This window comes from Novosphingobium sp. SL115 (assembly GCF_026672515.1).
Taxonomy (GTDB): Bacteria; Pseudomonadota; Alphaproteobacteria; order Sphingomonadales; family Sphingomonadaceae; genus Novosphingobium.
Map to the genome: position 1 here is coordinate 1,238,194 of NZ_JAPPRG010000002.1, position 25,601 is coordinate 1,263,794.

The 25,601-nt window shown below is 62.9% G+C and carries 21 protein-coding genes; 14 read left to right on the top strand and 7 right to left on the bottom strand.

Annotated elements, in window-relative coordinates; all coding sequences use genetic code 11:
* Positions 1-4: 4 nt before the first annotated feature.
* A complete protein-coding gene (locus OVA07_RS07525) occupies positions 5-1,237 on the bottom strand; it encodes a Tm-1-like ATP-binding domain-containing protein (RefSeq protein ID WP_268170840.1) in 1,233 nt (410 codons plus the stop codon).
* Between the two features lie 119 nt (positions 1,238-1,356).
* Between OVA07_RS07525 and OVA07_RS07530 the strand changes: the two genes are divergently transcribed.
* From OVA07_RS07530 to OVA07_RS07595, 14 genes are all read left to right on the top strand, one after another.
* Positions 1,357-2,160 (top strand): IclR family transcriptional regulator domain-containing protein, encoded by an 804-nt coding sequence (locus tag OVA07_RS07530; RefSeq protein WP_268170841.1) that lies wholly within the window; start codon positions 1,357-1,359, stop codon positions 2,158-2,160.
* Positions 2,161-2,245: 85 nt separating this feature from the next.
* Complete coding sequence (locus OVA07_RS07535) at positions 2,246-3,259, top strand: zinc-dependent alcohol dehydrogenase family protein (RefSeq protein WP_268172647.1); 1,014 nt, start codon at positions 2,246-2,248, stop codon at positions 3,257-3,259.
* Between the two features lie 55 nt (positions 3,260-3,314).
* Entirely contained in the window at positions 3,315-3,860 is a 546-nt protein-coding gene (locus OVA07_RS07540; protein WP_268170842.1) for a VOC family protein, read from the top strand.
* A gap of 118 nt (positions 3,861-3,978) precedes the next feature.
* The gene (locus OVA07_RS07545; RefSeq protein WP_268170843.1) at positions 3,979-5,238 is read left to right on the top strand and encodes an MFS transporter; all 1,260 of its coding nucleotides are present in this window, start codon (positions 3,979-3,981) and stop codon (positions 5,236-5,238) included.
* Positions 5,239-5,256: 18 nt separating this feature from the next.
* Positions 5,257-6,204, top strand: a complete 948-nt coding sequence (locus tag OVA07_RS07550) for a helix-turn-helix domain-containing protein (protein ID WP_268170844.1) — start codon at positions 5,257-5,259, stop codon at positions 6,202-6,204.
* A 155-nt stretch (positions 6,205-6,359) separates the two neighbouring features.
* Entirely contained in the window at positions 6,360-8,915 is a 2,556-nt protein-coding gene (locus OVA07_RS07555) for a TonB-dependent receptor (protein ID WP_268170845.1), read from the top strand.
* Positions 8,916-8,988: 73 nt separating this feature from the next.
* Entirely contained in the window at positions 8,989-9,522 is a 534-nt protein-coding gene (locus OVA07_RS07560; RefSeq protein ID WP_268170846.1) for a 2,4'-dihydroxyacetophenone dioxygenase family protein, read from the top strand.
* Between the two features lie 13 nt (positions 9,523-9,535).
* Positions 9,536-10,081: a 2,4'-dihydroxyacetophenone dioxygenase family protein gene (locus OVA07_RS07565; protein WP_268170847.1), complete on the top strand. Its 546-nt coding sequence runs from the start codon at positions 9,536-9,538 to the stop codon at positions 10,079-10,081.
* A 7-nt stretch (positions 10,082-10,088) separates the two neighbouring features.
* Positions 10,089-10,622, top strand: coding sequence for a 2,4'-dihydroxyacetophenone dioxygenase family protein (locus OVA07_RS07570; protein ID WP_268170848.1), 534 nt, complete (start codon positions 10,089-10,091; stop codon positions 10,620-10,622).
* Between the two features lie 10 nt (positions 10,623-10,632).
* Complete coding sequence (locus OVA07_RS07575) at positions 10,633-11,694, top strand: aromatic ring-hydroxylating dioxygenase subunit alpha (protein ID WP_268170849.1); 1,062 nt, start codon at positions 10,633-10,635, stop codon at positions 11,692-11,694.
* 39 nt (positions 11,695-11,733) lie between these two features.
* Positions 11,734-12,573 carry an SDR family NAD(P)-dependent oxidoreductase gene (locus OVA07_RS07580; protein ID WP_268170850.1) on the top strand — a complete coding sequence of 280 codons (840 nt, stop codon included), beginning with the start codon at positions 11,734-11,736 and terminating at the stop codon, positions 12,571-12,573.
* Positions 12,570-13,457: an MBL fold metallo-hydrolase gene (locus OVA07_RS07585; protein WP_268170851.1), complete on the top strand. Its 888-nt coding sequence runs from the start codon at positions 12,570-12,572 to the stop codon at positions 13,455-13,457. Before OVA07_RS07580 ends, OVA07_RS07585 begins: the two co-directional genes overlap by 4 nt.
* The gene (locus tag OVA07_RS07590) at positions 13,445-14,203 is read left to right on the top strand and encodes an SDR family NAD(P)-dependent oxidoreductase (RefSeq protein WP_268170852.1); all 759 of its coding nucleotides are present in this window, start codon (positions 13,445-13,447) and stop codon (positions 14,201-14,203) included. Before OVA07_RS07585 ends, OVA07_RS07590 begins: the two co-directional genes overlap by 13 nt.
* Positions 14,204-14,288: 85 nt before the next feature.
* Complete coding sequence (locus OVA07_RS07595) at positions 14,289-15,296, top strand: zinc-binding dehydrogenase (RefSeq protein ID WP_268170853.1); 1,008 nt, start codon at positions 14,289-14,291, stop codon at positions 15,294-15,296.
* Here the strand turns inward: OVA07_RS07595 and OVA07_RS07600 are convergent.
* From OVA07_RS07600 to OVA07_RS07625, 6 genes are read right to left on the bottom strand one after another with little or no spacing between them, the layout of a single operon-like run.
* Entirely contained in the window at positions 15,289-16,311 is a 1,023-nt protein-coding gene (locus tag OVA07_RS07600; RefSeq protein WP_268170854.1) for a glycosyl hydrolase family 8, read from the bottom strand. The genes OVA07_RS07595 and OVA07_RS07600 overlap by 8 nt on opposite strands.
* Positions 16,301-16,741, bottom strand: a complete 441-nt coding sequence (bcsD, locus tag OVA07_RS07605) for a cellulose biosynthesis protein BcsD (protein ID WP_442789666.1) — start codon at positions 16,739-16,741, stop codon at positions 16,301-16,303. Before bcsD ends, OVA07_RS07600 begins: the two co-directional genes overlap by 11 nt.
* Positions 16,742-16,746: 5 nt before the next feature.
* Positions 16,747-20,142, bottom strand: a complete 3,396-nt coding sequence (locus tag OVA07_RS07610; protein WP_268170856.1) for a cellulose synthase subunit BcsC-related outer membrane protein — start codon at positions 20,140-20,142, stop codon at positions 16,747-16,749.
* 1 nt (position 20,143) lies between these two features.
* Positions 20,144-24,550 (bottom strand): UDP-forming cellulose synthase catalytic subunit, encoded by a 4,407-nt coding sequence (gene bcsA / locus OVA07_RS07615; RefSeq protein ID WP_268170857.1) that lies wholly within the window; start codon positions 24,548-24,550, stop codon positions 20,144-20,146.
* Positions 24,547-25,275 (bottom strand): cellulose synthase operon protein YhjQ/BcsQ, encoded by a 729-nt coding sequence (locus OVA07_RS07620; protein WP_268170858.1) that lies wholly within the window; start codon positions 25,273-25,275, stop codon positions 24,547-24,549. Before OVA07_RS07620 ends, bcsA begins: the two co-directional genes overlap by 4 nt.
* Entirely contained in the window at positions 25,275-25,592 is a 318-nt protein-coding gene (locus OVA07_RS07625) for a hypothetical protein (RefSeq protein ID WP_268170859.1), read from the bottom strand. Before OVA07_RS07625 ends, OVA07_RS07620 begins: the two co-directional genes overlap by 1 nt.
* Positions 25,593-25,601: the final 9 nt, after the last annotated feature.

A 25,601-nucleotide genomic window follows, 5' to 3' on the forward strand; every position in this document is an offset into this window, starting at 1 on the left:
GCGATCAGCGTCCGGCAGCCAGCATTTCGCGCGCGGCGGCAATCACCGCGTTGGAAAAGGCTGGGTCATTGAAATGGGAGTCCACGGCGGTCACGGGCACGTTTTCGGGCATGACCTTGCGCAAATATGCGGCAAACGGACCGGGGACTGACAGGTCGAGCAGGTGGCCTGCCGGACTGTCATGGTTGGAAAAGCCGTGCAGCGGGGTAAACACGCGCACCGGGCCGTTTGCCGCGCGGACATTGGCGGCCAGATGGTCGGCCAGCCGTTCCAGATCAGCTACATTGGTCCGCACAGCGGTAAGCTGCGGGTTGTGTTCGTGATAACGGCGGCCGGGGAATTGCGCCCGCGACGCATCGATCGGGCCACCGATGATGAAATCGGCATTGCCCGGCGCAAGGATGGTGGGGATGCCCTTTTGTAGCGCGGCGCGGCCCCGGTCAGGCCCGGCATCGGCAAGGCCACCGTTCAGGTGGTCAAGGATTTCGGTCTGCGACAGGTCCAGCACCAGCGCCACGTCCTTGTCGGCGGCAAGGCCATCCAGCGTGGGACCGCCCGCGCCGGACGAATGGAACACCATGACTTCGCAGCCGTCCGCTTCCAGTGCCTGCCGGATGCGCTTCACGCTGGTTTCGGTGGTGCCCAGCGTGGTGATGAGGACCAGCGGCCTGTCCGGTCCTCGTTCGCGTTCGTGCCCCTTGGCCATGCCTGCCATGGCATTGGCAGCATTACGAAAAACTTCGCGGCTGATGGTGTTGAGGCCGGAAATATCGGTCACCGCGTTCATCATCGCGATGTCCTTCACGCCCATGTAGGGCTTGGTGAAGCCCGACGCCATGGTCGATACGATCAGCTTTGGCAGGCCATAGGGGAAGCTTTGCATCAGTGCGCCCGCCAGCGCGGTGCCCATTGACCCGCCAATAGCAAGGATGCCCGAAACCGGATGGTCTGCATCCCATGCGTGGGCGGCGGCAATGGCGCCCCGGATCATGACGTCCTGGCATTTGCCTTCATGGTGCAATGCCCGGACCTGTTCGATGGTCATGCCTGCTGCTTGAGCTACCACTTCCGGCGCGATTTCCGCCCCGCCAAGCGTGCGGCGCACGCTAGGGTCAAGATGGACCACGTCCACGCCCGCCTGCTCCAGAATGGCGCGGGTGAAGCGGGCTTCCTCTTCCTTGGTATCCTGCGTGCAAATGAACAGGACGCTCGGCCTTTTTTGTGCTGGCTCGGTCATCGGTTTCCTCTTCCGTTGCCTATTGCTGCGTCAACGGGCTTGATTTTGCACGAGGCATTCGGGATTTTGCGTTTCGCAAGGTGAAACTCATAATTCGCCGCAAGTGCATCGGGAGATGGATGATGCTGGACCGCAAGGTGAAGACCGTGCGCGCGCTGGAACGTGGGCTGGACGTGCTGATCGAGGTGCAGACGCGCAAGGCGGCCAGCCTGCACGAACTGCATCTGGCCACGGCCCTACCCAAGGCCACGCTGCTGCGCATGCTGGTGACGCTGGGGCAGAAAGGGCTTATCTGGCAAAGGCTTGCCGATGGGGCATACCTGCCGCACGTCGACCGGGTCGAGCGGACGCCGGTGACATCGGTGGCCCATATTGCCGAGATAGCGTCGCCCCACATGAAGGCACTTTCCACGCGCATTGCATGGCCTTCTGTGCTGGCCGCGCCCCGACTGGACCATATGGAGATCATCGAGACGAACAGCCCGCTGTTCCGGCTTGATTCGGCCACGCTTGGTCCGGTTGGGGTGAAGCTGTCCTATATCCACACCGCCACAGGGCGGGCCTATCTGGCGGGGTGTGGCGAGGCGGAGCGTGATTCGATCATCGACCGGCTACGCCCGCGCAACCCGCCCGAAGGCAGCGAGGACGATTTGCGCGAGATTTTGCGTCAGGTGCGCCTGCGCGGTTATGCCACGCGCGATCCGTTGCATCCGTGGCCTGACCGGTCAAAACAGCTTGTGCTGCGCGATGGGCGGCGGTCGATGGCGGTGCCGATCATGGTGGCGGGCGCGCCGATTGCCACGATCAATGTGACATGGCCGGGGCGGCGCGGGACGGATGAAGGCGTGGTGCAGCGGCACCTTGATGCGCTGCGCACGACCGCGCTGGTGATTGGGCACGCGCTGGAGATGAATCCCCAATAGATTTCACCCTGCGAAATCTGTTTGTCTCGCATATTAATTTGCGGCCTGAATGCGCGAATAGTGCACGGCAGGGAGAAAAAGCGTGATGCGGCAATGGCTGATCTCACAAGGTTCCACATCGCTGGATGGTTTGCGCATGGTGGATGCGCCGATGCCGCAGCCGGGGCCGGGCGAAGTGCTGGTGCGGGTGCGCGCCTGTTCGCTGAACTTCCGCGACCAGATTATTCCGCTAGGAAAATATATGGGCGGCGTGGTGCAGCAGGACACGGTACCGCTGTCTGACGGTGCGGGCGAGATTGCCGCCGTGGGCGCGGGCGTTACTACAGTTGCCGTGGGTGACCGGGTGGCCGGGATATTCTTTCAGGACTGGATGGACGGACCGCCTAACCCCGCAGCAGGCGTGGCGCTGGGCGCGCCGCCTGCGCCGGGGATGTTGCAGGAATATGTGGTGCTGCCTGAACGCGGCGTAGTGCCTTTGGCGCAAAGCCTTGACTGGACGCAGGCCGCTTGCCTGCCCTGCGCCGGGGTGACCGCGTGGAACGCGCTGATGGAAGGGCCTTCACCGGTTAAGCCCGGAGACTGGGTGCTGGTGCTGGGTACGGGCGGGGTTTCGTTGCTGGCCTTGCAGATTGCCAAGGCTGCTGGCGCGCGGGTGATTGCCACGTCATCGTCGGATGAAAAGCTTGAGCGGGTGAAGGCGCTGGGCGCCGATCACGTCATCAATTACCGCGCGACGCCCGATTGGGGGGCTGAGGCCGCGCGCATTTCGGGCGGTGGGGTAAACAAGGTGGTCGAAGTGGGCGGAGCGGGAACGCTGGCGCAATCCATTGCGGCCGTGGGCTTTGCTGGCGAAATCGCGCTGATCGGCGTGTTGACGCGCGATGGCGACACCAGCCCACATGGTCTGATGTTCAAGGGCGCGTCGATCCGGGGTATTTTCGTGGGGTCAAAGGGCATGGCCCAGCGGCTGAACGCCTTTATCGATACGCACGGGATCAAACCGGTGGTGGAACGCGCCTTCCCGATGGAGCAGGTGCTGGACGCCTATGCCTGGCAATCGTCGGCAGGGCTTTTCGGGAAGGTTGCGATTACGCTGTGATCTGAGAAGTTTAAGCGTCGCCGCCCGATAGAGGCGGGGCGCAGGAGAGGAAAATATGGCTAGCGTGCTTGGCTTCGGCCAGCCCTTTGGCGGTGTCATGCAAACCGCGTTCGTGGTGGAGGATATCCACGCCTCGATCGCGCATTTTCAGCGTGATTGCGCGGCGGGGCCGTTCTTCCTGCTCGACCACTTTCTGGGGCCGGACCAGTTCTATCGCGGCGCGCCTTCCACGGCGGACGTCACCATCGCCATGGGCTTTGTCGGGCAGATGCAGATCGAACTGATCCAGCCGCTGGATGGCAACCCTTCGGTCTATCGCGAAACCATCGACCAGCGCGGGCATGGCTTTCACCACTTCGGCATTGCCTGCAAGGACGTTGAGGCTGACCTGCCGGGCTATCTCGACCGGGGATATACGCTTGCGTTCAAGGCAGCGGTGCCCACTGGCGGCAGTGTCGCTTATCTTGAAGGCGGGCACGATGCGGCCCCTGGCTTCCTTGAACTGATCCCCGCAACGCCGGGCATGGACGCCCATTTCACCGCGATGTGGCAGGCATCGCAGGGGTGGGACGGTGCCGATCCGGTGCGCCCGTTCATCTGATACTTGCGCGCTGATCCTGTTCGCAGTGCGCGAGAATGCAAGAGGTGCGGGCAGGGGAGAACTATGACGAGGGCGTGAAGTCGGAAAAACGACAAGACATTGGGAACGGGAGAACACGATGCAGCACGCCCAGAGGGCCAGTGCCGGAACGCCAAAAGGCAGCGGATACCAGATCTGGGTGACCGCGCTGCTCAGCCTGAATTTTGGCATCCTGTTCTTTGACCGTAACGCCCTGAACTTCCTGATGCCGTTCGTGCAACCGGACCTTCAGCTTTCCAATACGCAGGTCGGCATGTTCAGTTCGGCCCTGTCGCTGACATGGGCACTGTCCGGGCTGGCGGTTGGGCGCATTTCCGACAAGCTGGGATCGCGCAAACCGGTTGTGGTCGTGGCGACGGTGGCCTTCTGCCTGTGTTCGTTCATTTCTGGCGCGGCATCGTCATTCCTGATGCTGCTGGGCGCGCGCCTGTTGATGGGCGCGGCCGAAGGCGGGGTCATGCCGGTCAGCCATTCGATGATCGTGGCCGAAGTTGCGCCCGAACGGCGCGGTATGGCCATGGGTGTGGCGCAGAACCTTGGGTCCAACCTGCTGGGATCGGGCCTTGCGCCGATCCTGCTGGTGCCGGTGGCTGTGGCGGTAGGCTGGCGCACGGGTTTTTACCTTGCTGCCTTGCCGGGTCTGGTGACGGCGGCGCTGATCTGGTTCACGCTACGTGAGCCGCCGGTCCCTGCACATGACGATGCCCACCCCAAAGTGACGCTGCGTGAAGCCTTCGCCCATCGCAACGTGGTCCTGTGCGCGCTGATTTCGATCCTGCTGGTGTCCTATCTGGTGGTGTGCTGGGCGTTCATGCCGCTGTTCCTGACCAAGGCGCGCGGGTTCGATCCTGATACGATGAGCTGGCTGATGGCGACGCTGGGCATTTCGGCGGGATTGGGCAGCTTTGTCGTGCCGGCTATTTCCGATGCCATCGGGCGGCGTCCGGTGATGATCTTCTTTGCCTTTTTCGGCGTCGTGCTGCCGCTGGCGGCTATCTATTACACCGGCTCTGTCTGGGGACTTGCCGCGATCTTCTTTGTCGGTTGGGGCCTGAACGGGCTGTTCCCGATGTTCATGGCGACGATCCCGGCAGAATCGGTCGATCCGCGTCTGACCGCGACGCTCACCGGTGTGGTCATGGGTGCGGGTGAAGTGCTGGGCGGGGTGCTGGCACCCTTGTTCGCGGGCGCGATGGCCGATGTCTATGGGCTGACCGCGCCGCTGTGGCTGATGTTTGGCTGCACCCTTCTGGCAGGTTTCTGCACGCTGTTTCTGATTGAATCCGCGCCGCGCGTGCTTGCGCGGCGTTCCGCTCCGGCACTGGCAAGGGCGATTTGAACAAACGGGAGAAGACCGATGGCTACGCTTCTCAAATATCATACCCGTGATGTCGCCCCGCCTGACCGGGTGCGGTATTGGAACGAGATTGCCGACCGTGTTTTCACTGGCACGTTCGTTCAGGTCCCGGGCGAAGATTTTGCGGGGCGGATGCTTTCGTGGCGGGTGGGGGAACTGGACATGATCCGCACCGATTCCACGCAGTCCGCTGTTGGCAGAACGCCCATGGCGCAAGATGACGAGCGCCTTATCCTGCATCTTCAGTGTCGTGGTTCGAGCGAACATGAGCAGCGGCAGGCCGAATGCGCGTTGCAGCCCGGTGATTTCGTGCTGGCCAGCCCGCACACACCTTATTCGATCAAACTGACCGGGCATGAAATGCTGGTGGTCGAATTTCCCCGCGCGCCGTTGGCCGAGCGGTTCCCCTGCGTGGACGATGCGCTGATGCAGCGGATGTGCGGTGCAACGCCCGGCGGACGGGTGTTTCACGATTTTCTGCTGTCGCTGTGGCAGCAGGGGGAACGTGCGGCTGAAGATCCCGAATGGGAAGTGGGCGTGAACGCGGTGTTCTATGATATGGTAGCGCTGGCCATGCGCGGCAGCCAGCGGCCTTCGGCGCAGATCGGTGAAGTGGACTTGCGCCGTCGGGTGCTGGCCATGGTGTCAGCGCATCTGGATGACCCGGCGTTGCGCACGGCATCCATCGCCGATGCCTGCAGCATTTCAGTGCGTACGGTGCAGAACGTGTTTGCCACCATGGGCACCACGCCCACCGCATGGATACTGGACCAGCGCCTGCGCCGTGCGGCAGACCGGCTGGTCGCGCGGCCCGATGCCAGCATCACCGAAATCGCCTTTGCATTGGGCTTCAACGACAGTGCTTATTTTACCCGCTGCTTCCGCCAGCAGTTTGGCGTGGCCCCACGCGACTGGCGGTTGGGGCGCAGCGGCGCGGAACAGGAATAGAGAATTGCTGCGCAGCATACCGGTTGCGCGGCAGTCCTGATCGGGGTGCGCGTCAGTGCAAGCAAAGCCCTCCGACAGGCCATAGGATGTCAGGCATGATGCAGGGGAATGGGGCAAGCCCGACCGTGCATCAATTACAACAGGGAGAGAGAACCATGAGATTGGCATCAGTCTCGATTGCGGCGCTGGCTACGGCCATTGCCATGCCTGCTTTTGCGCAAGACGCGGCCCAGGCGGAATCCACCGGCGGCATTCAGCAGATCATCGTTACCGCGCAGAAGCGTGTTGAAAACGTGCAGGATGTTCCCATTGCCATCACGGCCTTCACATCAGCCGCATTGCAGGAACGCGCGGTGGGCGATGTGTCGGCGCTTTCGGGCATCACGCCCAACGTCACGCTTGACGCTTCGACGCCGTTTTCCGGTTCCAGCGCTGTGCTTGGCGCAACCATTCGCGGTATCGGTTCGTCCGACTTCGCCTTCAATATCGACCCTGCGGTGGGCGTCTATCTGGATGGCGTTTACCTTGGCCGTTCGATCGGCGCGAACCAGGACCTGCTGGACGTCGAACGCATCGAAGTGCTGAAAGGCCCGCAGGGCACGCTGTTCGGGCGCAACACCATCGGTGGCGCTATTTCCATCGTCACCCATACGCCGGGTGATGAATTCCATGTGAAGGGCGACATCACTGTTGGTCGCTTCAACCGCGTTCAGGCACGCGGCCTTGTCGACATTCCGCTGGCCGATGGCCTCAGCTCGTCCGTGGCGTTCGGCCTGCACAAGCGCGATGGTTTCCAGAAGCGCGAAGCCTATCCCAATGCTGGTGCCAACGACAGCTATACCTTGTTCCCGGCGTCAGGCTATGAAACCCGCAGCCGTCAGGGTGGTGACAATTCGTGGAACCTGCGCGGCAAGCTGCGCTGGGACAACGGCAGCAATTTCCGCGCCACTGTCAGCGCCGATTACACCAACATCGATCAGGATTCGACCGCCAACACCGTGCTGGCCGTCACCCCCATTCCGGGGCCGTTCGCAGGTGTTGCCGCCAACAACATCCCCGGCACCGCGCTGGATGTGGTGACCGGCAGTTCGGGCTTCCTGTTTGCCGGGCTGTATAACTTCTGCATCGGCGCAACGTCGTCTGAAATTGCCGCGCGCAATGCCACCAACCTGTGCGGCCCGCGTTCCAGCGTGAACGGCTATCTGACGCTGCCGGGCCTTGCCAGCCGCAACGTCGATTCTGATCCGTTCAACAATGTGCTGCCCTACGACAGCCGCTGGGTGAACACGGACAAGGACGTCAGCTATGCCAATGGCAACAACTTCTCGAAGTTGAAGCAGTGGGGCCTTGGCCTGAACCTTGAATTCGACCTGTCGGACAGCGTGACGCTGAAATCGATCACGTCCTATCGCAAGGTCGATTTTGCCGCCGGCGTCGACCTCGACAATTCGCCGCTGCCGATCCTGCAGACCAGTTTCATCGTCGATCAGGACCAGTTCAGCCAGGAAGTCCAGCTTCAGGGTTCGGCTATGGACGGCGCGCTGAACTTCGTGCTCGGCGGCTATGGCTTCAAGGAAAAGGGCGATCTGCGCGACTTCGTGACGTTCTCGGCCGGCCTGTTGCAGGTGGATGGCCCGGGTAAGGTCGATACCGAAGCCTATGCCGGGTTCGGCCAGGTCGACTGGCGCTTGAACGACCTGATCGGCATTTCGGTCGGCGCGCGTTATACCAAGGAAAACAAGCGCTATGACGGCGCGCAGGCAGACATCAACGGTTTCAACTACAAGCTGTTCAACTGCATGGCGCTTGATCCGGCCACCGGCAATCCCAGCGCGGCCTGCGCCACGGCGGTCGGCTTCCCCATCCCGTCACAGCCGTTCCGCTACTACCCCACCTCGCCCAACAAGCAGACGTTTGACGATTTCTCGTACAAGCTGGGCCTGCAACTGCATCCCACCGATGACGTGATGGCCTATGGCTCGTTCTCGCGCGGGTACAAGACCGGTGGCTGGACGACGCGCCTGTCGAACCCGCTGCCTGTCGCGCCGACCTTTGGCGAAGAAGTGGCCGAAACCTTTGAAGTGGGCGTGAAGTCGACCCTGCTCGACAATCACCTGCAACTGAACGCGGCGGCTTTCACCACCAAGTACAAGGGCATCCAGCTCAACTTCCAGCAGGGCGTTTCGCCCACCATTCAGAACGCTGGCGACGCACGGATCAAGGGCTTCGAACTGGAAATGCTGGCCGCCCCGGCTGATGGCTTCACCATCACCGCGTCCGCCGGTTACCTTGATGCCTACTATACCAACGTCCTGGCTCCCGCGCAGGTCGCGGCCAATCCCTTCCAGCTTGGGGTGCAGACCGGTTCTGATCTGCCCAAGGCACCGAACTGGAAGTTCAACGTATCGCCGCGTTACGAAGTGGCGGTGGGTAGCGGCAAGATCGTGATGCTGGCCGACTGGACCCACACCACCGGCATGCGCAACGATACCGAAGGCACGATCCTGCTGCTGCGCCCGACGACCGACATCGTCAATGCCAGCGTGCAGTATCAGGCAGCCGACAACCAGTGGAACCTGACCGTTGGCGGCACCAACATCACCAACGAACGCTATCTGGTGACGGGGCAGGCCCAGATCGCAGGCGGCCAGATCTACGGCACCTACAGCCGTCCGGCCGAATGGTACGTCAGGCTCGGCTTCGAGTTCTGATCTGAAAGGTCGCGCGGGGGAACAGGAGTATCCCCTCTGTGTTGCCCCGCGCGCGCCGATAGTGGAGAATGCGATGCCCGAAGCCGCCCACACCGAATTCTGGAAGGATCTCAAACCAGTAGCCAAGGTGTTCCGCGAAGGCGGGCTGCCCGAAGTCTATCTGCCCAAGATTGCCGAGGGCGACGAACGCTTCTGGGTGCCCATTTCCGAGACGGTGTTTTCCAAGCCCGTGTGGATCAGCCCGGCCAAGAACATGTGGGCCGATGTGCTGATGAGCAAGCAGGCGGGATTGGTGAACCGCCATTATCATCCGCACCCGATTTGGGCCTACACCATCAGCGGCAAGTGGGCCTATCTTGAACATGAATGGACCGCCACGGCGGGCGACTTCGTTTACGAAACGCCGGGCGAGAGCCACACGCTGGTCTGTTACGAACACGAAGATCCGATGAAGGTGTTCTTCGTCGTGTCCGGCCCGCTGATGTGGCTGGACGAAGATGGCAACACCACCGGCCATTACGACGTGTTCGATTACATGCAGGCCGCGCGCGAACACTACGACAAGGTCGGCATCGGTGCCGATTATGTCGACACCCTGATCCGCTGAGAGGACAGAGATAATGAGCACTGCAACCGTGATGACCGCACCGCCTTCGAACAAGGCTGAGATCGTCGACGTGCCTTTTGCACACAGGGAACTGGTCGCCCGGCTCAGCCCCGGTGGCCGCTATATTGACGCACAGACCGATGTGGACAGCCCATGGGTGCCCTTTGGCGAAAATGCCGCGATCAAGCATCTGGCCTTCGACGTGCGGCAGAACCTGTTTTCCAACATCCTGTGGGTCAAGGGACCGGGGGTGATCGGCACGCATTTCCACCGCGGCACCATCACCATGGTCTGCCTTGAAGGTAGCGTGCGCTATCTGGAATACGACTGGGTGGCGACGCCGGGTGGGCTGATTCTGGAAACACCGGGCGAAAGCCACACACTGGTCACCGACCATCCGCAAGGGTGCAAGCTGTTCGGCTGGATGCAAGGCCCGATCGACTTCTACGACGAAAACGCCGTGCTGGTCGATACCACCGACGTCTGGTGGTTCATCAACCACTACGAAACCTACTGCCGCGAAAACGGCATAGCCATCAACCCCAAGCTCTATCTTTGAGGCGATCATGGGCACGATGAAAGCGCCGCCGTCAGGGGCCTACAAGATTGTCAATGTTCCCGAACTTTATGGCGACCTGATCCGCGCCAAGGGCGTTGAAGGCACCTATGTCGGGTCGGCAGAGGCGGAAAGCCCGTGGGTGCCCTTTGGCGACAACGCCGCGATCCGGCATCTGGCGTTCGACGTGCGCGAGAATGTCTATGTCAACGTGCTATGGATCAAGGGGCCGGGCGTAATCGGCACGCACAAGCATCGGGGCAAGGTCTGGGCCGTGGGGCTGGAAGGGTCATTCCGCTATCTGGAATATGACTGGGTGTGCCGCGCCGGGGATTTCATCACCGAAACGCCGGGCACCGCGCATACACTCGTCACCGATGATCCCAATGGCATGAAGGCGCTGTTCCACATGCAGGGCGCGAACGAGTTCTTTGACGAGCACGGCAACCATGTCGAAACGCTGGATGTGTGGTGGTTTATGAACCACTATGAGACGTATTGCCGCGAGAACGGCATTGCCATCAATCCAGCGCTTTACCTGTAAAGGGCGGACGGTGAGCGCGGACAGGGCACCGGTTCCACGGCTTTCTGCAAAGCCTGAAGGGACGTATCTGCGCAACACCTGGTATGTCGCGGGCTGGGCCGATGATCTGGCGCAAGAGCCGCAGCAGCGCACATTTCTGGAAGAACTGGTTGCTTTGTTCCGCGATTCGGACGGGGTGGCGCAGGCGATCAGCGGGCGCTGTCCACACCGCTTTGCGCCACTGGGGCACGGCAGCGTGGTTGATGGCAGGCTGATGTGCCCCTACCACGGCTTGCGCTTCGATGGTGGGGGGGCCTGCGTCCACAATCCGCACCCCGGCGGCCAGCTTCCCGATGCACGGCTGCATGCCTATCCGTTAGTCGAACGCCATGCGCTGTTGTGGATATGGATGGGAGATCCGGCCCGGGCCGACGATGCGCTGATCCCCGACTTTTCGTGGCTGTCCGATCCCCGGTGGGAGGCCGTGCGCGGCAGCACCGTGGCCGAGGGACACTACGAACTTTACAGCGACAATATCCTTGATCTCAGCCACGCCAACTTCGTCCATCCTGCGCTGGTCGCCAGCGCCTTTACCGAAGGGGACCGCAAGTTCTGGCAGGATGGCGAGAACGTCTTTGCCGAATATGTGCGTGCGGATGATTACCTGTCGGTCGGCATTGATGCGGTGATGGGCACGCAAGGGCGTAAGCAGGATTTTTACGGCATGGTGAAGTGGCATGCGCCCGCCGTGCTGTATTTTGACTTTCGCGCAGGTGATCCGGGCACGGCGCGCGATGATTGCACGCTGCTGCCATCGCTCCATGCCTTTACCCCCGAAACACCTGATACAACGCACTATTTCTGGGCAACGGCGCGCGATTACAAACTGGGTGACGCCGAATTTGCCGCTGCCATGCGCGGCGCGCTGGAATTTGCGTTCGAACAGGAAGACATGCCGATCATCCGCGATAGCCACCGGTTGATGCGGGGAGAGGATTTCTGGGCGCTGCGCCCGCTGATCCTGGGCGGCGATGGCGGCGGGGTGCGCGCGCGGCGCATGTTGCAGCGCCTGATCGAGCGCGAGAAATCATAACCATAGCCACAATGGCGATAAACATAATTGAGGATGCCAATGGGAACGCTCGACAAATTCGACATCAAGGGGCGCAGTGCGTTCGTCACCGGGGCCGCATCGGGCCTTGGGCTTGCCTATGCCGAAGCCATGGCCGAAGCGGGCGCATCGGTAACGCTGACCGACATCGACGCCAAAGGGGTGGAACGCGAAGCTGCGCGGCTGCGGGCGCAAGGCCATGACGTGCGGGCCGACCGGCTGGACGTTTCCGACTGGGATCAGGTTGTCGCGGCGTTCGACGCTCACGCGGCGGCCTTCGGTGGGCTGGACATCTGCTTTGCCAATGCGGGCATCGATACCGGTGCGGGCTTCTGGAACCCTGCGGGTCACCGCAATCCCGAAGGGCAGGTGGACACGTATGACCACAACCGCTGGGACCGCTCGATCTCGATCAATCTGAACGGCGTGTTCTATACCGTCAGCAATGCGGTGCGGATCATGAAGCAGGCAGGCCGCGCCAATGGCCGCATTGGCGGGTCGATTGTCACCACCGCATCCAATGCAGGGCTTGTGACCGAACCCATCGTTGGCCTGCCCTATATGCCGGCCAAGGCGGGCGTTTTGCACATGGTCCGCGCGCTGGGGCTGGAACTGGCGGAATTCCGAATCCGCATCAATGCGATAGCGCCGGGGCCGTTCGTCACCAACATCGGCGGTGGCTGGCTGAAGAAAGACCCGGTGGCGCGTGCGGCGTGGGACGCCATCGTCCCGCTGGGCAGCGTGGCCGAAACCGACCAGATCAAGCCGCTGGCACTGCTGCTGGCGTCCGATGCATCCGATTACATGACCGGCAGCCATTGCGTGATCGATGGCGGCATGATGCTGGGCAAGTTTCAGTGAAGGCCCGGCTGCTCGCCGCGCTTGCCGCGCTGACGTTGCCGTTCGCCCCGGCACAGGCGCAGGACCAACCGCTGACGGTGGAAGTGCTGCGCACCAGTGCGGGGTCGCTTTATGCCAATATCGCCTTGATCGAAGGGGAAAAGGAGGCGGTTCTGGTGGATGCGCCGTTCACCATGGCTGATGCGCACCGTGTGGTTGGCATGGTGCTGGACAGCGGCAAGCGGCTGACCACGGTGTTCGTCACGCACGATCATCCCGATCACTTCTTCGCGATGGAGGTGATCCAGCAGGCGTTTCCCGATGTGAAGATCGTCGCCCATCCGACCGTTGTGTCCGACATCTGGAAGTCGTTGCCGTTCAAGGTCAAGCGCTGGAGCCCGATGCTGGGGACCAATGGCCCACGCCATCCGTCTGCGCCTTTGCCGCTGGATGGCGATACGATCATGCTGGAGGGGCGCGAACTTAAGGTCATCGGCCCGATGCCGGGGGACCACGTTCATGCCACCGCCCTATGGGCGCCGTCGATCAAGGCATTGTTTCCGGGTGATCTTGTTTATAACCAGATGCACCTGTGGTTTGGTGAGCATGATGCCGCAGGCATCGCGGCATGGGGCCGCTCGCTTGACCGGCTGGCGGCCTTGAAGCCGGACATGGTGGTGCCCGGCCACAGCAAGCCCGGCCTGCCCAACGATGCCAGCGGGCTTGAGTTCAGCCGCCGTTACGTGGCCGATTGGCCAAGGTTGGTGGCTGCCAGCAAGGACAGCGCCGATCTGCGCGCGCGTGTTCAGAAATCCTATCCCGAAGCTGTTGATGTTCTTGGAGACTTCTTGCTCGGAAATTCGTCGAAGGTTGCAAAAGGGGAGCAGCCCGCATGGCAGGAATGACGTTTGCGGACAAAGCCGTGCTGGTGACCGGCGGGGCCACCGGTATCGGGCGTGCGGCCTGCGTGGCCTTTGCGCGGGCAGGTGCGCAGGTGATGATTGGTGACAAGGACGCGCAGGCCGAGGAAACCGTTGCGATCATCGCGCAAAGTGGCGGCGAGGCGCGGTTTGTGCCGACCGATGTGACCGATCCTGCTGCGGTTGAAGCACTGGTGGCGGCCTGTGTCGCGCAGTTCGGGCGGATGGATGCGGCGTTCAACAATGCAGGCGTGCTGCCGCCGCAGCGGCCGATCCATGAAGTGCCGGTGGACGAAATGAACCTTGCCATTGATGTCGATTTCAAGGGCGTGTTCTATGCCATGCAGTCGGAAATCCGGCATTTTCTGAAGGTTGGCGGTGGGGCGATTGTCAACACCGCATCGGTCGGCGCGCTGATCGCTGACCCGAACATGAGCGTCTATTGCGCGATGAAGCACGCGGTATCGGGGCTGACCAAGGCGGCGGCGGTGGAGTATGCGCAGAAGGGCATTCGGGTGAATGCGATTGCCCCCGGCTTTGTCGTCACGCCGATGACGCAGCACTGGGCCGACAGTGCGGATTTCCGCGCTGCTTTCTTTGCCAACAATGTGTCGGGCAGGGCTGCCGTGCCTGATGAAATTGCCGGAACCGTGCTGCATCTGTGTTCGGATGCGGCCAGTTTCATCAACGGTGCAACCATCGCCATCGACGGTGGACAGACCGCGCACTGACCCATGACCTGAAAAGCACCTAAACGTACACGAACGTCACTGAACGTCCCAGAACGCCCGCAAACCGGGCCGGAGAACACCCTAAATGCGCGCAGCGGTAATGCAGGGACTGCACCGTCCCCTTGCCATCGAAACCATCCCCGACCCGACGCCGGGCGAAGGCGACGTGGTGGTGAAAGTGGGCCGCTGCGGCATCTGCGGATCGGACCTGCACATGACCGAGGACGCCGCCTATGGGCAGGGGGCGGGATCGGTGCTGGGCCACGAATTTGCCGGCGAGGTGGTGGCGCTGGGCAAGGGGGTGACGGGGCTGAAGGCCGGTGATCTGGTTTCGGTGATCCCGCTGCAAAGCTGCGGTTCGTGCCATGCCTGCCAGACCGGCGCGGTGCAGTGGTGTGAAAAGTTCGGGCTTCAGGGTGGCGGCTATGCCGAATATGCGCTGACGCGGCCTAACCAGTGCATTGCCCTGCCCAAAACCGCCAGCCTTGCCGATGGCGCGATTGTGGAGCCGCTGGCGGTGGCGCTGCATGGCGTGGCGTTGAGCGGGATGAGGATTGGCGACAAGGTGCTGGTGCTGGGCGCGGGGCCGATTGGCCTTGCCGTGGCATTCTGGGCGCGGCGGTTTGGCGCGGGCCGCGTGGTGGTGCAGGATCTGGCCGAGTTCCAGCGCAAGCGGGCGTTGCAGATGGGCGCGCATGACTTTGTGGTCGATGCGGCCGATCCGGTGGGGGCAGCAGAGCGGGCGCTGGGCGGCAAGGCGGACGTGGTGTTTGAATGCGTTGGCGTGCCGGGGCTGATCGCGCAAGCGGTGGAGCAGGTGCGTAACGATGGCACGATCACACTGCTGGGGCTGTGTACCCGGCCCGATACGTTCAACAGCTTTGCGATGCTGTCCAAGCAGGTGCGGCTGGTGACATCAGCGTTCTTTACCCGGCAGGAATATGAAGCCGCGCTGGATGCGCTGGATCGTGGGGCGGTGGAGCCGCGCCTGCTGGTGACCGATACCATCGGGCTGGCTGCCACGCCCGTTGTGTTTGAAAGCCTGCGCAAGCGGTCGCATCAGTGCAAGGTGCTGATCGATCCTTTTACCTGAGATCGTGGGCGAGCAGTTGCAGGATGGCGGCGTAGTAATCGTCGCTGAGACTGTCAGGTTGTGCGGTGCCCATCGCTCTGCCGACCACCGCCATGCCGCCCGCAGAAAGCGCGAACGGCGCGGTTTCAGACGTTTGCACGTCGATCCATGCGGGGATGGGTTTACCGCTTCCGGCAAGGCTTTTCCACCATGCGACAACGGGTTGCGCCACGGACAGGCGGCGTCCTGCGGCGGCATAAAGCGGCACCCGGATGGCGTCGAAACCGAAACGGGGAGGCTTGTCGCGTGCCGGAGCGATCTTTCCCGCCGTGTCGATTTCAAACCAGTCAACCGGCAGGGAAAGCGGCCCGAAGCGAGCGGCGGTGAGCAGCTTTACCCCGTCGTCGATGACCGGTCCCCATACGGTTTGCCCATCCAGTGCGGCAAAGGCATCGAGCGCGGACCAGATGTAATAGGACGGGTTGACGATGACCCGCCCATCCATGGCAAAGCCCTCAAGCCCCGGTAGCAACACTGCGCTGCCTGCATGGTTCACCACCAGACGGCTGCGAATGGCCTTGCGGATTTCCTGTGAGCGGCGGGCATAGTCGGGCAGGTTCCACTGGCTTGCCGCCCGTGCCAGCGCCCATGCGATCAGGATATCGCCATCCGTGGCATTGTTGGGGTCGGGCACGGGGTTTGCCTCGCGCGGGTCATATTTCCATGCATGCAGCGCAACATCATGCCGCAGCAGGGTTTCTGCCGTCCAGCGTGCCAGTGAATCAAAGGTTTCGCGGTCTGCGTTGAAGGTGGCCAGCAGCATGCCATAGCCTTGGCTTTCGCTGTGGCTGATATTGCCGTTACCATTGTCGATGACCCGGCCAGCGGGCAGGATAAAGCGTTCGCGGAATTGCGACCACAGGCCGCTGCGGGTCTTGGCATTGCCCGCCGGAACCCTGCCGCAGGCCGCCGTCAACACGGCGATGCAGCCAAGCGCGAAATCCCGGCGGTCGATGCCGCCTGAATCAATGGCCATGACGCAATTCGATTGTCCGTTCATGCCATGTGGCCGAAGTCTGAATGCCCGCTGCGCTGCCCAGCGCACGAAAGCAGGCGTCGAACATGCCGCGGACAAGTTCGAGCAGGAACGGACGCGCGGCGGGGGCAAGCACATCGGGCCGGAGCAGGCCGGGATCGTGTTCGACGATCAGCGCCGTGTCATCGGCGTAGAGGCGGCACTGGCCAAGGTCGAGATCGGCCCAAAGGCGGTTTGCGTGGGCTTCAAGATCGTTCAGGTCGGTAACCTGATCGAGCGGCACCCGTGCGGCCAGACGCTGGCCCAGAGCAAAGCCGAAACCGGCGATCTGCTGGGGAGAGGCGGCATCGGCAAGTTCGGCCACGACTTCTGACAGGATCAGCGGAACACCGGGCGAGCGGGTTGTTCCAAAGGCTTCGCGCAGGGGCATCTGAATCACCGCGTTCCTCCAATCGCTTGCCGAATACCAATCAGCGAGCGGAATTCTTCGTATTGTCCAAAGCTTGTGAATGAAACGTTGCCGCCGACCTGAGTATTTGGCGAAACCTTGTAATAGACCTCGCCACCGGCCGAGATGGCAAAGCCGGTGCGGCTGAGGCTGTCATAGCGCGAGCGCACGTCGGTATTGGCGGCCTTCAGCGCATCAAGATTGGCCTGCAGCGCAGGATCGGTGGGATAGAGCGCGGTTTCATCCTGACTGAAGCTCTGGAAGCCTGGCGTCAGGTTGGCCTTGATGTCCAGCGTTTCGCTTTCCAGCGTGTAGTTGATGGGAAAGCCGATGGACAGGAAGCTTTGCGGACTGAAATAGCCGCCGTGGCCATAGGTGAAGAAGTTCTGGTTGTTGTCGTAGGTTTGATAGTTGGCGTTGATGCCGCCGGTGAGTTGCGAGCGTTCGCCCTTGATAAGGCGGAGGTAGCCGCCGACGTTGGCTTCGATCCCGCGATTGTTGCGGACATTGGTGCCGTTGTAGCGGTTGTAGGCGACTTCGCCGTAAACGCCGTTGCCGTTGCGATCATACGAGAACCCGGCACCGCCGCCGGTGCGCATGACCTGTCCCCAGCGTTCGCCCGATACGGGATCGCGCGTGCCGGCATAGGACACGATGGAATCGGTCACCGGTTTGCGTTCCACCCATGCCTTGGCCTGCACGCCGGGCGACAATTCGGGCGTGATGGCAGCGCGGAACGTGGCCTTGGTCTTGCCCATGCTTAGCGGGGTAGTGCCGCCTTCGACTTGCACCGTTCTGTCGGCATAGCCGACGGTGAAGGCGACGCCCGACGCCTGCTGGGTTTGCGCCTGTGACAGTACGGCGCGTTCTTCATCGACGATGGCCTGTGCTTCGATCGTGGCGTTCTGGCCGAAGCGGGCAAGGCCCGATCCAGTGGGGCGGCCCGAATCGATCACCACGGCTTCGGCGCGGGCGCGGACCCGGCCACCGGCAAGGCCGGTGGAAAATTCTGCCGTGCCCTTGATTTCGCTGAGCGCGCTGAGGCCGGTTTCGCCCTTGCGGCTGCGATAGCTGGTCTGAAGATCGGCACGCGGGCGCGCATCTTCACTGAGCGTTTCGATGTCTGACGCGATGGCGGCAAGAACGGGGTCAGTGGGGCCGGTGGGAATACCGGTGCCAAAGCCGGTGCTTTCTGACGGCACGGGCATACCGAACGAGGTGGCGGGAGCGCTGCCCCATCCGGCAGGGGCCTGTGCCACCATTTGTGGCACGGGCGATGCCGTTGCGGCAGATGCGTAAGTTTGCGGGGCATACCCCTGGTTGGATAGGGCCTGATTGGGCAGGGCCTGAGCGGGCAGGCGGGTAGTGTTGCCCAGCGCGAAGGGGTTTACCGCCACAGGAGCGGGAGCGGCAAAGGCCTGCGCGCGGAACGGATTGCCATCGCCCGCGCCGGGCACGGTGGCGAAGGGATTGGCACCGGGCGCGATCGCCGTGGTGCCGCCGTTTTGGCGGGCATACAATTCGCGCGCTTCTTTCAGCAGGCGCACGGCTGCGCCTTTGTCGCCCCGGTCCTGCGCCACGCGGGCCAGCGTCAGGTGGACCTGATAATCGCCGGGGTAAGCGGCAAGAGCGCGGTCGGCTGCGTCCTTGGAAAGGTCGCGGTCGCCTGCGGCCTGTGCGGTCTGGGCAAGGCCAAGCAGGGCTTCGCGGTTGCGGGCATCGCGCACCAGCACGAGCTGGTAGGATTGCGCCGCGCGGGCGGACATGCCGCCGCTTTGATAAAGCCGGGCGAGTGCGGAAAGGATTTCGGGATTGTCGGGCGCGGTGTTCCATGCGCCTTGCAGCAGATCGAACGCAGGGGCGAACTGGCCGGACAGACGCATGCGGTCTGCCTGCGAAATCGCAAGGCCAGCCGACATGCGGGCAACGGCGCGCTGCGCATCGGGTGATGCACCGCCAAGCGCGGAGGCTTTTTGCAGGGCAGCGCGGGCCAGATCGTCGCGACCGGTGCTGGCGAGCACGCGGACCAGCGCATCGTAGCCGCCAAGATCGGTGATTTCGCCATCAAGGGCCGAACGGGCAAGGCTGGCTGCGGTGGCGTCATCGCCCAGATCGAGGAGCGCTGCGGCGACTTCTGCGCGGCGGGCGGCAGGAAGCGAGGGCAGGCTGGCAATCTGGCGCAGGGCCGAGACGGCGCCCGCATTCTGGCCGGTGTCAGCCAGTGCTTTGGCGCGGGCGATGGCGGCTTCGATCTTGATCGAAATGGCGAAGTTGCGCATCGCCGGGCTGCGGCGGCTTTCGGGCACGCGCTCTACCAGTGCGGATGCGGCAAGGAGGTTGCCGAGATCCTTGTTGATGAGCGCGGCGGCATAGAGCGCATCGGGGTTTGCCGATTGCGCCAGTGACGCCACCAGCGATTCCGCTTCGGCCCGGCGACCGCGCCCGATCATGAAGCGGGCAAATTCATAGCGTATCCACGGATCGTCACGGTCGATCAGCAGGCCGCCCTGAAATTCCTGTTCGGCGGCATAGTCATCGCCGCGTGCCATGGCAGCAAGCGCGCGTCCGCGTGCCGCGCGGCTGGCGAGGCGGGATTCATCGGCCCCGCCGCCTGCGCTGGCCTGACGGTAAAGATCGGCGGAATCGGCAAAGCGGCCCTGCTTTTCATAGATCTGCGCAAGAAGTTCGAGCGCGGGCTGGGGCTGGGCATAACCAAGGCGCACGGTGTCTTCGGCAATGGCCTGTGCCTTGTCGAGATAGCCCTTGTCCAGCGCGTCGCGGGCGTCTTCGATCCCGCCGAAGAAGCGGGCCGAGGCCAGCGCATCGGCCCAGCGATTTGCTCCTGGAAGGCGCGAGGCGCGTTCGAGCAGATCGCGCGCTTCGGCAAAGCGGCTTTGGCGCAGGCGCACGATGCCAAGGCCGCCCAGCGCATCGCCATCGTTGCGATTGGCGGCAAGAGCGCGTTCGAAGCGGCTGGCAGCAGTGGCAAGATCGCCTGAATCGAGCGCTGAGAACCCTGCCACGCGCGATGTTCCGGCGTTGCTGGCGGGGGTTGGGCGCGAGGCTGCAACCGGTGCCTTGCGCGGGGCGGGTGTGGTCTTGGCGACAGCGGGTGCGGGAGAGGGTTTGGGGGCAGAGGCCGGCTTGGCCGAGGGCTTTGGCCGCGCGGGTGCGGCCTCTGCCGCTGCAGGATCAAGCGCCCGTGCCCGGCGCAGGGCCTGATCGGCAAGATCGTTGCGGCCCTTGCCGCGCCAGTAAGCGGCCTGATCGAGCAGGGCCTTCACCGCCGGGGCTTGCTGCGCCAGTGCGGCAGAAGGGATCGCTCCGCTCGCCAGCAGGGCAGCGATCAGGGCGAGCCGGACGGGGCTTTGCTTGCGGCTCATCTTACGTGCCCTTTTCATCGTTGGTCGCAAGCCGGGCCTTGGCCTGACGGCTGAAGAACAGATAGGCGGGACCGGTGAGCGCCAGCGCCAGCAGCAGCGTGGACAGCGCCATCAGCAGCGGGCGCTTGCTGAACCAGTACGCGACTTTCATCCATACTGGCAGCGAGCCGACCCAATAGGTCGGGCCGACAGCAAAGCTGGCCATGCCATCGCCCGACGTGACCGAAAGATCGCCCTGGATCTGGGCGTTGATCTTGGCATCGGCCATGCCATCGACCAGCAGTGGCAACTGGCGCACATCATCGGCCAGCAGAGCGACGACGGTGCGATCATCGGCATAGGGCGAGCGGAAGCTGGCGATGCCCGAAAAACCGCGCGACCCTTGAACGATGGCGGCAACGTCCTGCGGGTCGGCCTGATCGCGGTTGCTGAACAATGCGCCGACATATTGCAGGGGCGAACGCTGGGTAACTTTCAGCCCGCCGCCTTCATAGTGGACCGGGGCATCAGCAAAGAACTGTTCGGCTGAGGCGAGCGAGGAGCTGCCGATGACAAGGACATCCTGATCGGCAAGGCGTGACGGTTCGATGCGGTCGGTCACGGTCACCCCGGTTGCCGCAGCGCCTGTGGCATCGCCAAAGCGGCCCATCAGCCCAAGGAAAGCTTCGACCGAGGCCGCCGAGGGATTACCGACCATGACCACCGTGGTTTCGGCCAGATCGGGGCGCACCGTGAAGGGATAGCCTGCGCCGGCAAATGGGGCGAGATCGGGCATTTCGATGCCGTGATAGGCATCGGTCAGGTCTATCAGCGTATCGGGCAGGACCGAGACGCGCACGTTATCGGGCAGCATGCCGGTGCACTTCTGCTTGTTCGCCACGATCAGGTTGTAATCGAACACAATCTCGTTCTGGCCGAACAGGGCATAGCGCGGCAGGACGACGCTTTGGTGCCCGTCATGGCTGGTGGCGCCCTTGGTGCCGAACAGGCCGGTCCACCAGCTGGCGGTAAGCGGCAGGGTCTTGAGATACTGACCGTTGAGCGAGACATCGAGGCGCGAGGCATCGCGGTCAAGCCAGTTGGCCACGGGATAGCGATAGCGCAGGTCGATTTCGCCCCCCTGACGCGGCCAGAAGAACAGGTCGGGTGCGGCGCGGAAGCGGGCGGTCAGCGGGCCGGGCGGCAGGCCCATGCCTTGCAGCGCATAAGGTTCGACCAGTTCGCCAAGACGGATGGCGCGGTCTGTCGGCAGCCAGCGCGGCGCCCCGTAACGCGGCCAGGTGGGGATGCGCGCGCCTTCAAAGCTCATGCGTGCGCCGCCGAATACGCCCTTGCCGGTGGCGATGGCGCCTGCGGCAAGGCGCAGTTCGGCATTGTCGCGGCCCATGATGACCAGCAACGTGCCGGTGCGATCACGCGGGTTGGGGATGACGGCGGCCGAGGGACCAGTAACGGCAAGGCCCAGTTCGGGCATCGCGCCATTGCGGTTGAGGAACACCACCGCGTTGCCGGTGGGGATCTGGCCGAACGAGGGTTTGAACGAAAAGCCGCGATAGCTGGCAAGGCTGCCCAGCCACGATGCGATCGGGGCGGCGGCTTCAAGCTCTCCGGCACGGGGCTGCCCGGCAAAGACGAACGGCACCTTGAGCGTGGAATTGATGCCCTTTTCGAAGAACGGGGCGGGCATGCGGGCAAGATCTGGCCGGGCAGGCAGGTATTGCGTGGTCAGATCGAGCCACGAGCGGGTGTTGCTGATATTAGCCCACAGCAGGCTGCTGAACGGGTCTTCGCAATCGCGCGCGTAATGGCCTATCAGGCGCAGGTTGAGCTGGTTGTCGCCGGGCAGGAACAGTGCCGGGTTGACCGGCACGGTGATGACCTGACCGCCGGAATTTTCAGCCCGCAGCGCAACGATCTGTGCCACTTCGCCATTGACGATGACGACAAGCTGGCTGCTGTCACCCAGCAAGGCAGGCGACCACGCCGCCTGCAGTGTGATCGAGGCGGCGCTGACCACCTGATCCTGACGTAGCCCGAACGGAATGCTGATTTCGCCGCGCGTACCCTGAAGGCGGATCGCGTTGCGGATGCGCAAGTCCTTGAAGGTCAGCCGTTCGGTGCTGCCCGCAGCAGGCGCTGGGGGCGTGGCAGGAGCGGCAACCGTCGCGGCAAAGGCATGGTACGGCAGCAGCGTATAGCCAGCAGCAGCCAGAGCCAGCGCAATGCCTGCGGCCCTGGCCATGAGTGCGCCCGCTGTGCCTGAGGTTTTTTCGTTCGTGGCAACGTCAGCTTTTTTCTGTGCGGCCATTTCGGCCTTTTGCGCGCGACGTTCGGCAAAGTTCAGGCGCAGAGCGCGCTTTACGGTCATGGCGTCGATCACGATGATATCCTGAAGCGAGCGCAGCCCTTCAACGCGCTCAGGCGGTGCGGAACGCTGCCAGGCATCGGCGCGCCCCATGATGGCACGCACCAGTTGGCGCGCCGCGATATTTTCCAGCGGCAGGAACCGGACCGAGACGAAACCGTCGCGGCGTCGCACCTGATCGATGCGGATCGACAGGTTTTCAGCCCCTGTTGACAGCACGATGTGCGTTACCGGCACATCGAGCGGGGCGACGCCGGTGGGCAGAGTGATGGCGGCACCGCCCATCGAAATGTCGGTCGTGGTGCCTTTGGCAACGTGGCCCGACGCGAAATGCACGGTGACCGGCAATTGCGCCTGAAGGCGGATTTCCTGCCGCGCCTGCCGGGTTTCACGCGCGACCGACACTGCGGCGATCAGCAGGATCAGGCTGAAGGCCGCCCATGCAAGATTGAGCGCCAGCGTATCGAGCTGGACGTTGAAGTATTGCGCGAAGAACGCATATTTGGCGATGGCCAGCAACATCCCGCCAACCAGCAGGCCGATAGTGATGAGGTGTGGTTTGACGATGGCCCAATCGAAATAGGTGCGGTCAAGCAGCCCGCCCTTGTCGGTGACGTTGAACTTGCCCTTGCGCGGCTGGAACCATGTGATGACGGTGGGCGCAACCAGATGGAAGGCGAGAATCGTTTCATAGATTTCGCCCCAGAAGGGCCGCCGCCAGCCGCTTTGCTGCCGTTCCGAAGCCACTTGCGAGCAGAACAGATGGGGCAGGGCATAGGCGAAGATCAGCGAGGCCGAGGCTTGAATGATGTTCTGGCCGAAGATCAGGTAGGCCAGCGGGCTGGTCAGGAACACGATGCGCGGCAGCGGAAACTGGAAGTGCAGCATGGCATTGAGGTAGCAAAGCCGCTGCTGCCACTTCAGGCCCTTGCCCAGCAGGGGATTGTCGATGCGCATGATCTGCGTCATCCCGCGCGCCCAGCGAATGCGCTGGCCGACGTGGACAACAAGGCGTTCCGTGGCAAGACCGGCTGAAAGACGCGCCGAGATATAGGCGGTGTTCCAGCCCATGCGCTGCAGTTTGAGCGCGGTGTGCGCGTCTTCGGTGACGGTTTCACCGGCAAAGCCATTGGTCTGCATCAGCGCTTCACGGCGGATAACCGCGCACGAACCACAGAAGAACGTGGCGTTCCACAGGTCGTTGCCGTCCTGCACAGGGTTGTAGAACAAGTCGCCTTCGCCGGGCATATCGCGCACCGGGGCCAGATTGCGCTGCACCGGATCGGGCGAATAGAAGAAGTGCGGCGTCTGCATCAGTGCCAGCTTGGCATCCTTCTGGAACCAGCCGAGCGTGAGTTGCAGGAACGACCGGTTGGGAACGTGGTCGCAATCGAAAATGGCGATCAACTGGCCATCGGTCTTCTTCATCGCGGCGTTGAGGTTGCCGGCCTTGGCGTGAAGGTTGTTATCGCGCGTGATGTAGCCGCAGCCTGCTTCGCGTGCAAAAGCGCGGAATTCCGGGCGCCGACCGTCGTCGAGAATGTAGACCCGGAAACGATCTACCGGGTAATCCATGTCCATCGCGGCATAAACCGTGTTGCGGACGATATCGAGGCTCTCGTTGTAGGTCGGGATATAGACATCGACGGTGGGCCATGTCTCTGGCTCGCCCTCGATTTCCACCGGGGGGCGCTCCAGCGGCCAGCTTGTTTGCAGGAAGCCCAACAGCAGCAGAATCCAGGCGTAAAGTTCGGCCAGATACAAGCCGCCGCCAAACAGGAATTCGGGCAGGGTGTTGAATTGCAGCGTCTGGGTGGTGCGCCAGAACATGTAGCGCGAGGAGGTGAGTATGGCGAGAATGCCCAGCGTCAGCGCTGCCTTGCGCGACCCGCGGCGCGACAGCACCATCGTTCCGATCACGGTGCCGCCCGCCATCAGCCATTGTTGCGTCAGATCAAGCGGCACGCCCACCACGACCACGGCGGCAAAGACCATCGCTGCTATGGAGAGCCATGGCAGCACAGCACGGTACAGGCGAATCATGCGGCGTCACTTTGCGCAGGAAGATCAGACATAGTGGCGCGGTCCTGCGACCTTGTGGCAAGGCCGGTAAGGCGAGTGGCGAGCGCGGTGATATCGGCAAGAGCCGCGCTGGCGGGCGCGTGGCGCGCCAGAGGCTGCATCATGGCAGCGGCTTCCCCCACGGCCTCGTCTGCCTGAACGGTGGCAATCAGCCTTTCGCCCAGCAATTCGCGCGAGAAATTGGCGATATGACGCCCAAGCCTGCGGGTGTCGTCGCTGCGGTTCAGCAGAAATGCGGCGCTGTCAGGCAAGGCTTCGAGCGCTGCTGGAAGCGAGTAGAGGCATTCCGCCGAAGGGGTGAGCACGCATATTTCGATGTTGGCGTGCGACCGCAATTGTGCCGCAATCCCATCGTCCACCCCCGAAAGGTCGACGATGTGGATGACATCGCCATCAAAGCTGAAATCGCCGCTGGACAGTCCATCGCCAAGATCGCCGCTGCGTGCCTGAAGCGTGGCATCCAGCAGGCGCACGCCATGAACCGGGCCGGCTGCTGCTGCCGGGGCATCGAAACCTGGCAGGGGCTGAAGCGGGTCCAGCCCGAAATGCAGCCCGATCGTGCTGCTGGAGGAAAGGTTGAGCAGGACAGCGGAACGGCCTGCAGCCGCGACCGTCATGGCGAGATTGGCCGCAAGGGTGGTTGTGCCCACGCCCCCGCGCAGACCGGACATCAGGACCAGTGCCATCAGATCGTCCCCTTTTCGACAGCCGAGGAAATTCTGGACAGAAGGGTCCGCACATCGCCCGAAGACCGGGCCGGAGCCGCGGCATCATCCGCGCCGTATTTGCGTGAAAGGACTGAACCGATTGGGGCAACAACCGGTTGAGAAGATGACGCAGCCTGAACCGAAATTTTCGAGGCCGAATTGAATACGCGGGGGTCGCGAATTACAGCTTCAAATACAGGCCAAGTTTCCAGATCCGAAAAGCGATCGGAAAATTCTTTATAGCGGAACTGGCTTTTGCCGAGCCTATCGAGAAGGTTTTTGACGTCAGACCGCATTTGACTGCC

Coding starts and splice junctions, on each gene's coding strand:
- OVA07_RS07600 (WP_268170854.1), bottom strand. CDS start 16,311: ATGGCCATTGATTCAGGCGGCATCGACCGCCGGGATTTCGCGCTTGGC.
- OVA07_RS07530 (WP_268170841.1), top strand. CDS start 1,357: ATGATGCTGGACCGCAAGGTGAAGACCGTGCGCGCGCTGGAACGTGGG.
- OVA07_RS07545 (WP_268170843.1), top strand. CDS start 3,979: ATGCAGCACGCCCAGAGGGCCAGTGCCGGAACGCCAAAAGGCAGCGGA.
- bcsA (WP_268170857.1), bottom strand. CDS start 24,550: ATGATTCGCCTGTACCGTGCTGTGCTGCCATGGCTCTCCATAGCAGCG.
- OVA07_RS07540 (WP_268170842.1), top strand. CDS start 3,315: ATGGCTAGCGTGCTTGGCTTCGGCCAGCCCTTTGGCGGTGTCATGCAA.
- OVA07_RS07550 (WP_268170844.1), top strand. CDS start 5,257: ATGGCTACGCTTCTCAAATATCATACCCGTGATGTCGCCCCGCCTGAC.
- OVA07_RS07625 (WP_268170859.1), bottom strand. CDS start 25,592: ATGCGGTCTGACGTCAAAAACCTTCTCGATAGGCTCGGCAAAAGCCAG.
- OVA07_RS07590 (WP_268170852.1), top strand. CDS start 13,445: ATGGCAGGAATGACGTTTGCGGACAAAGCCGTGCTGGTGACCGGCGGG.
- OVA07_RS07595 (WP_268170853.1), top strand. CDS start 14,289: ATGCGCGCAGCGGTAATGCAGGGACTGCACCGTCCCCTTGCCATCGAA.
- OVA07_RS07580 (WP_268170850.1), top strand. CDS start 11,734: ATGGGAACGCTCGACAAATTCGACATCAAGGGGCGCAGTGCGTTCGTC.
- OVA07_RS07620 (WP_268170858.1), bottom strand. CDS start 25,275: ATGGCACTGGTCCTGATGTCCGGTCTGCGCGGGGGCGTGGGCACAACC.
- OVA07_RS07525 (WP_268170840.1), bottom strand. CDS start 1,237: ATGACCGAGCCAGCACAAAAAAGGCCGAGCGTCCTGTTCATTTGCACG.
- OVA07_RS07570 (WP_268170848.1), top strand. CDS start 10,089: ATGGGCACGATGAAAGCGCCGCCGTCAGGGGCCTACAAGATTGTCAAT.
- OVA07_RS07560 (WP_268170846.1), top strand. CDS start 8,989: ATGCCCGAAGCCGCCCACACCGAATTCTGGAAGGATCTCAAACCAGTA.
- OVA07_RS07535 (WP_268172647.1), top strand. CDS start 2,246: ATGCGGCAATGGCTGATCTCACAAGGTTCCACATCGCTGGATGGTTTG.
- OVA07_RS07610 (WP_268170856.1), bottom strand. CDS start 20,142: ATGAGCCGCAAGCAAAGCCCCGTCCGGCTCGCCCTGATCGCTGCCCTG.
- OVA07_RS07555 (WP_268170845.1), top strand. CDS start 6,360: ATGAGATTGGCATCAGTCTCGATTGCGGCGCTGGCTACGGCCATTGCC.
- OVA07_RS07565 (WP_268170847.1), top strand. CDS start 9,536: ATGAGCACTGCAACCGTGATGACCGCACCGCCTTCGAACAAGGCTGAG.
- bcsD (WP_442789666.1), bottom strand. CDS start 16,741: ATGCCCCTGCGCGAAGCCTTTGGAACAACCCGCTCGCCCGGTGTTCCG.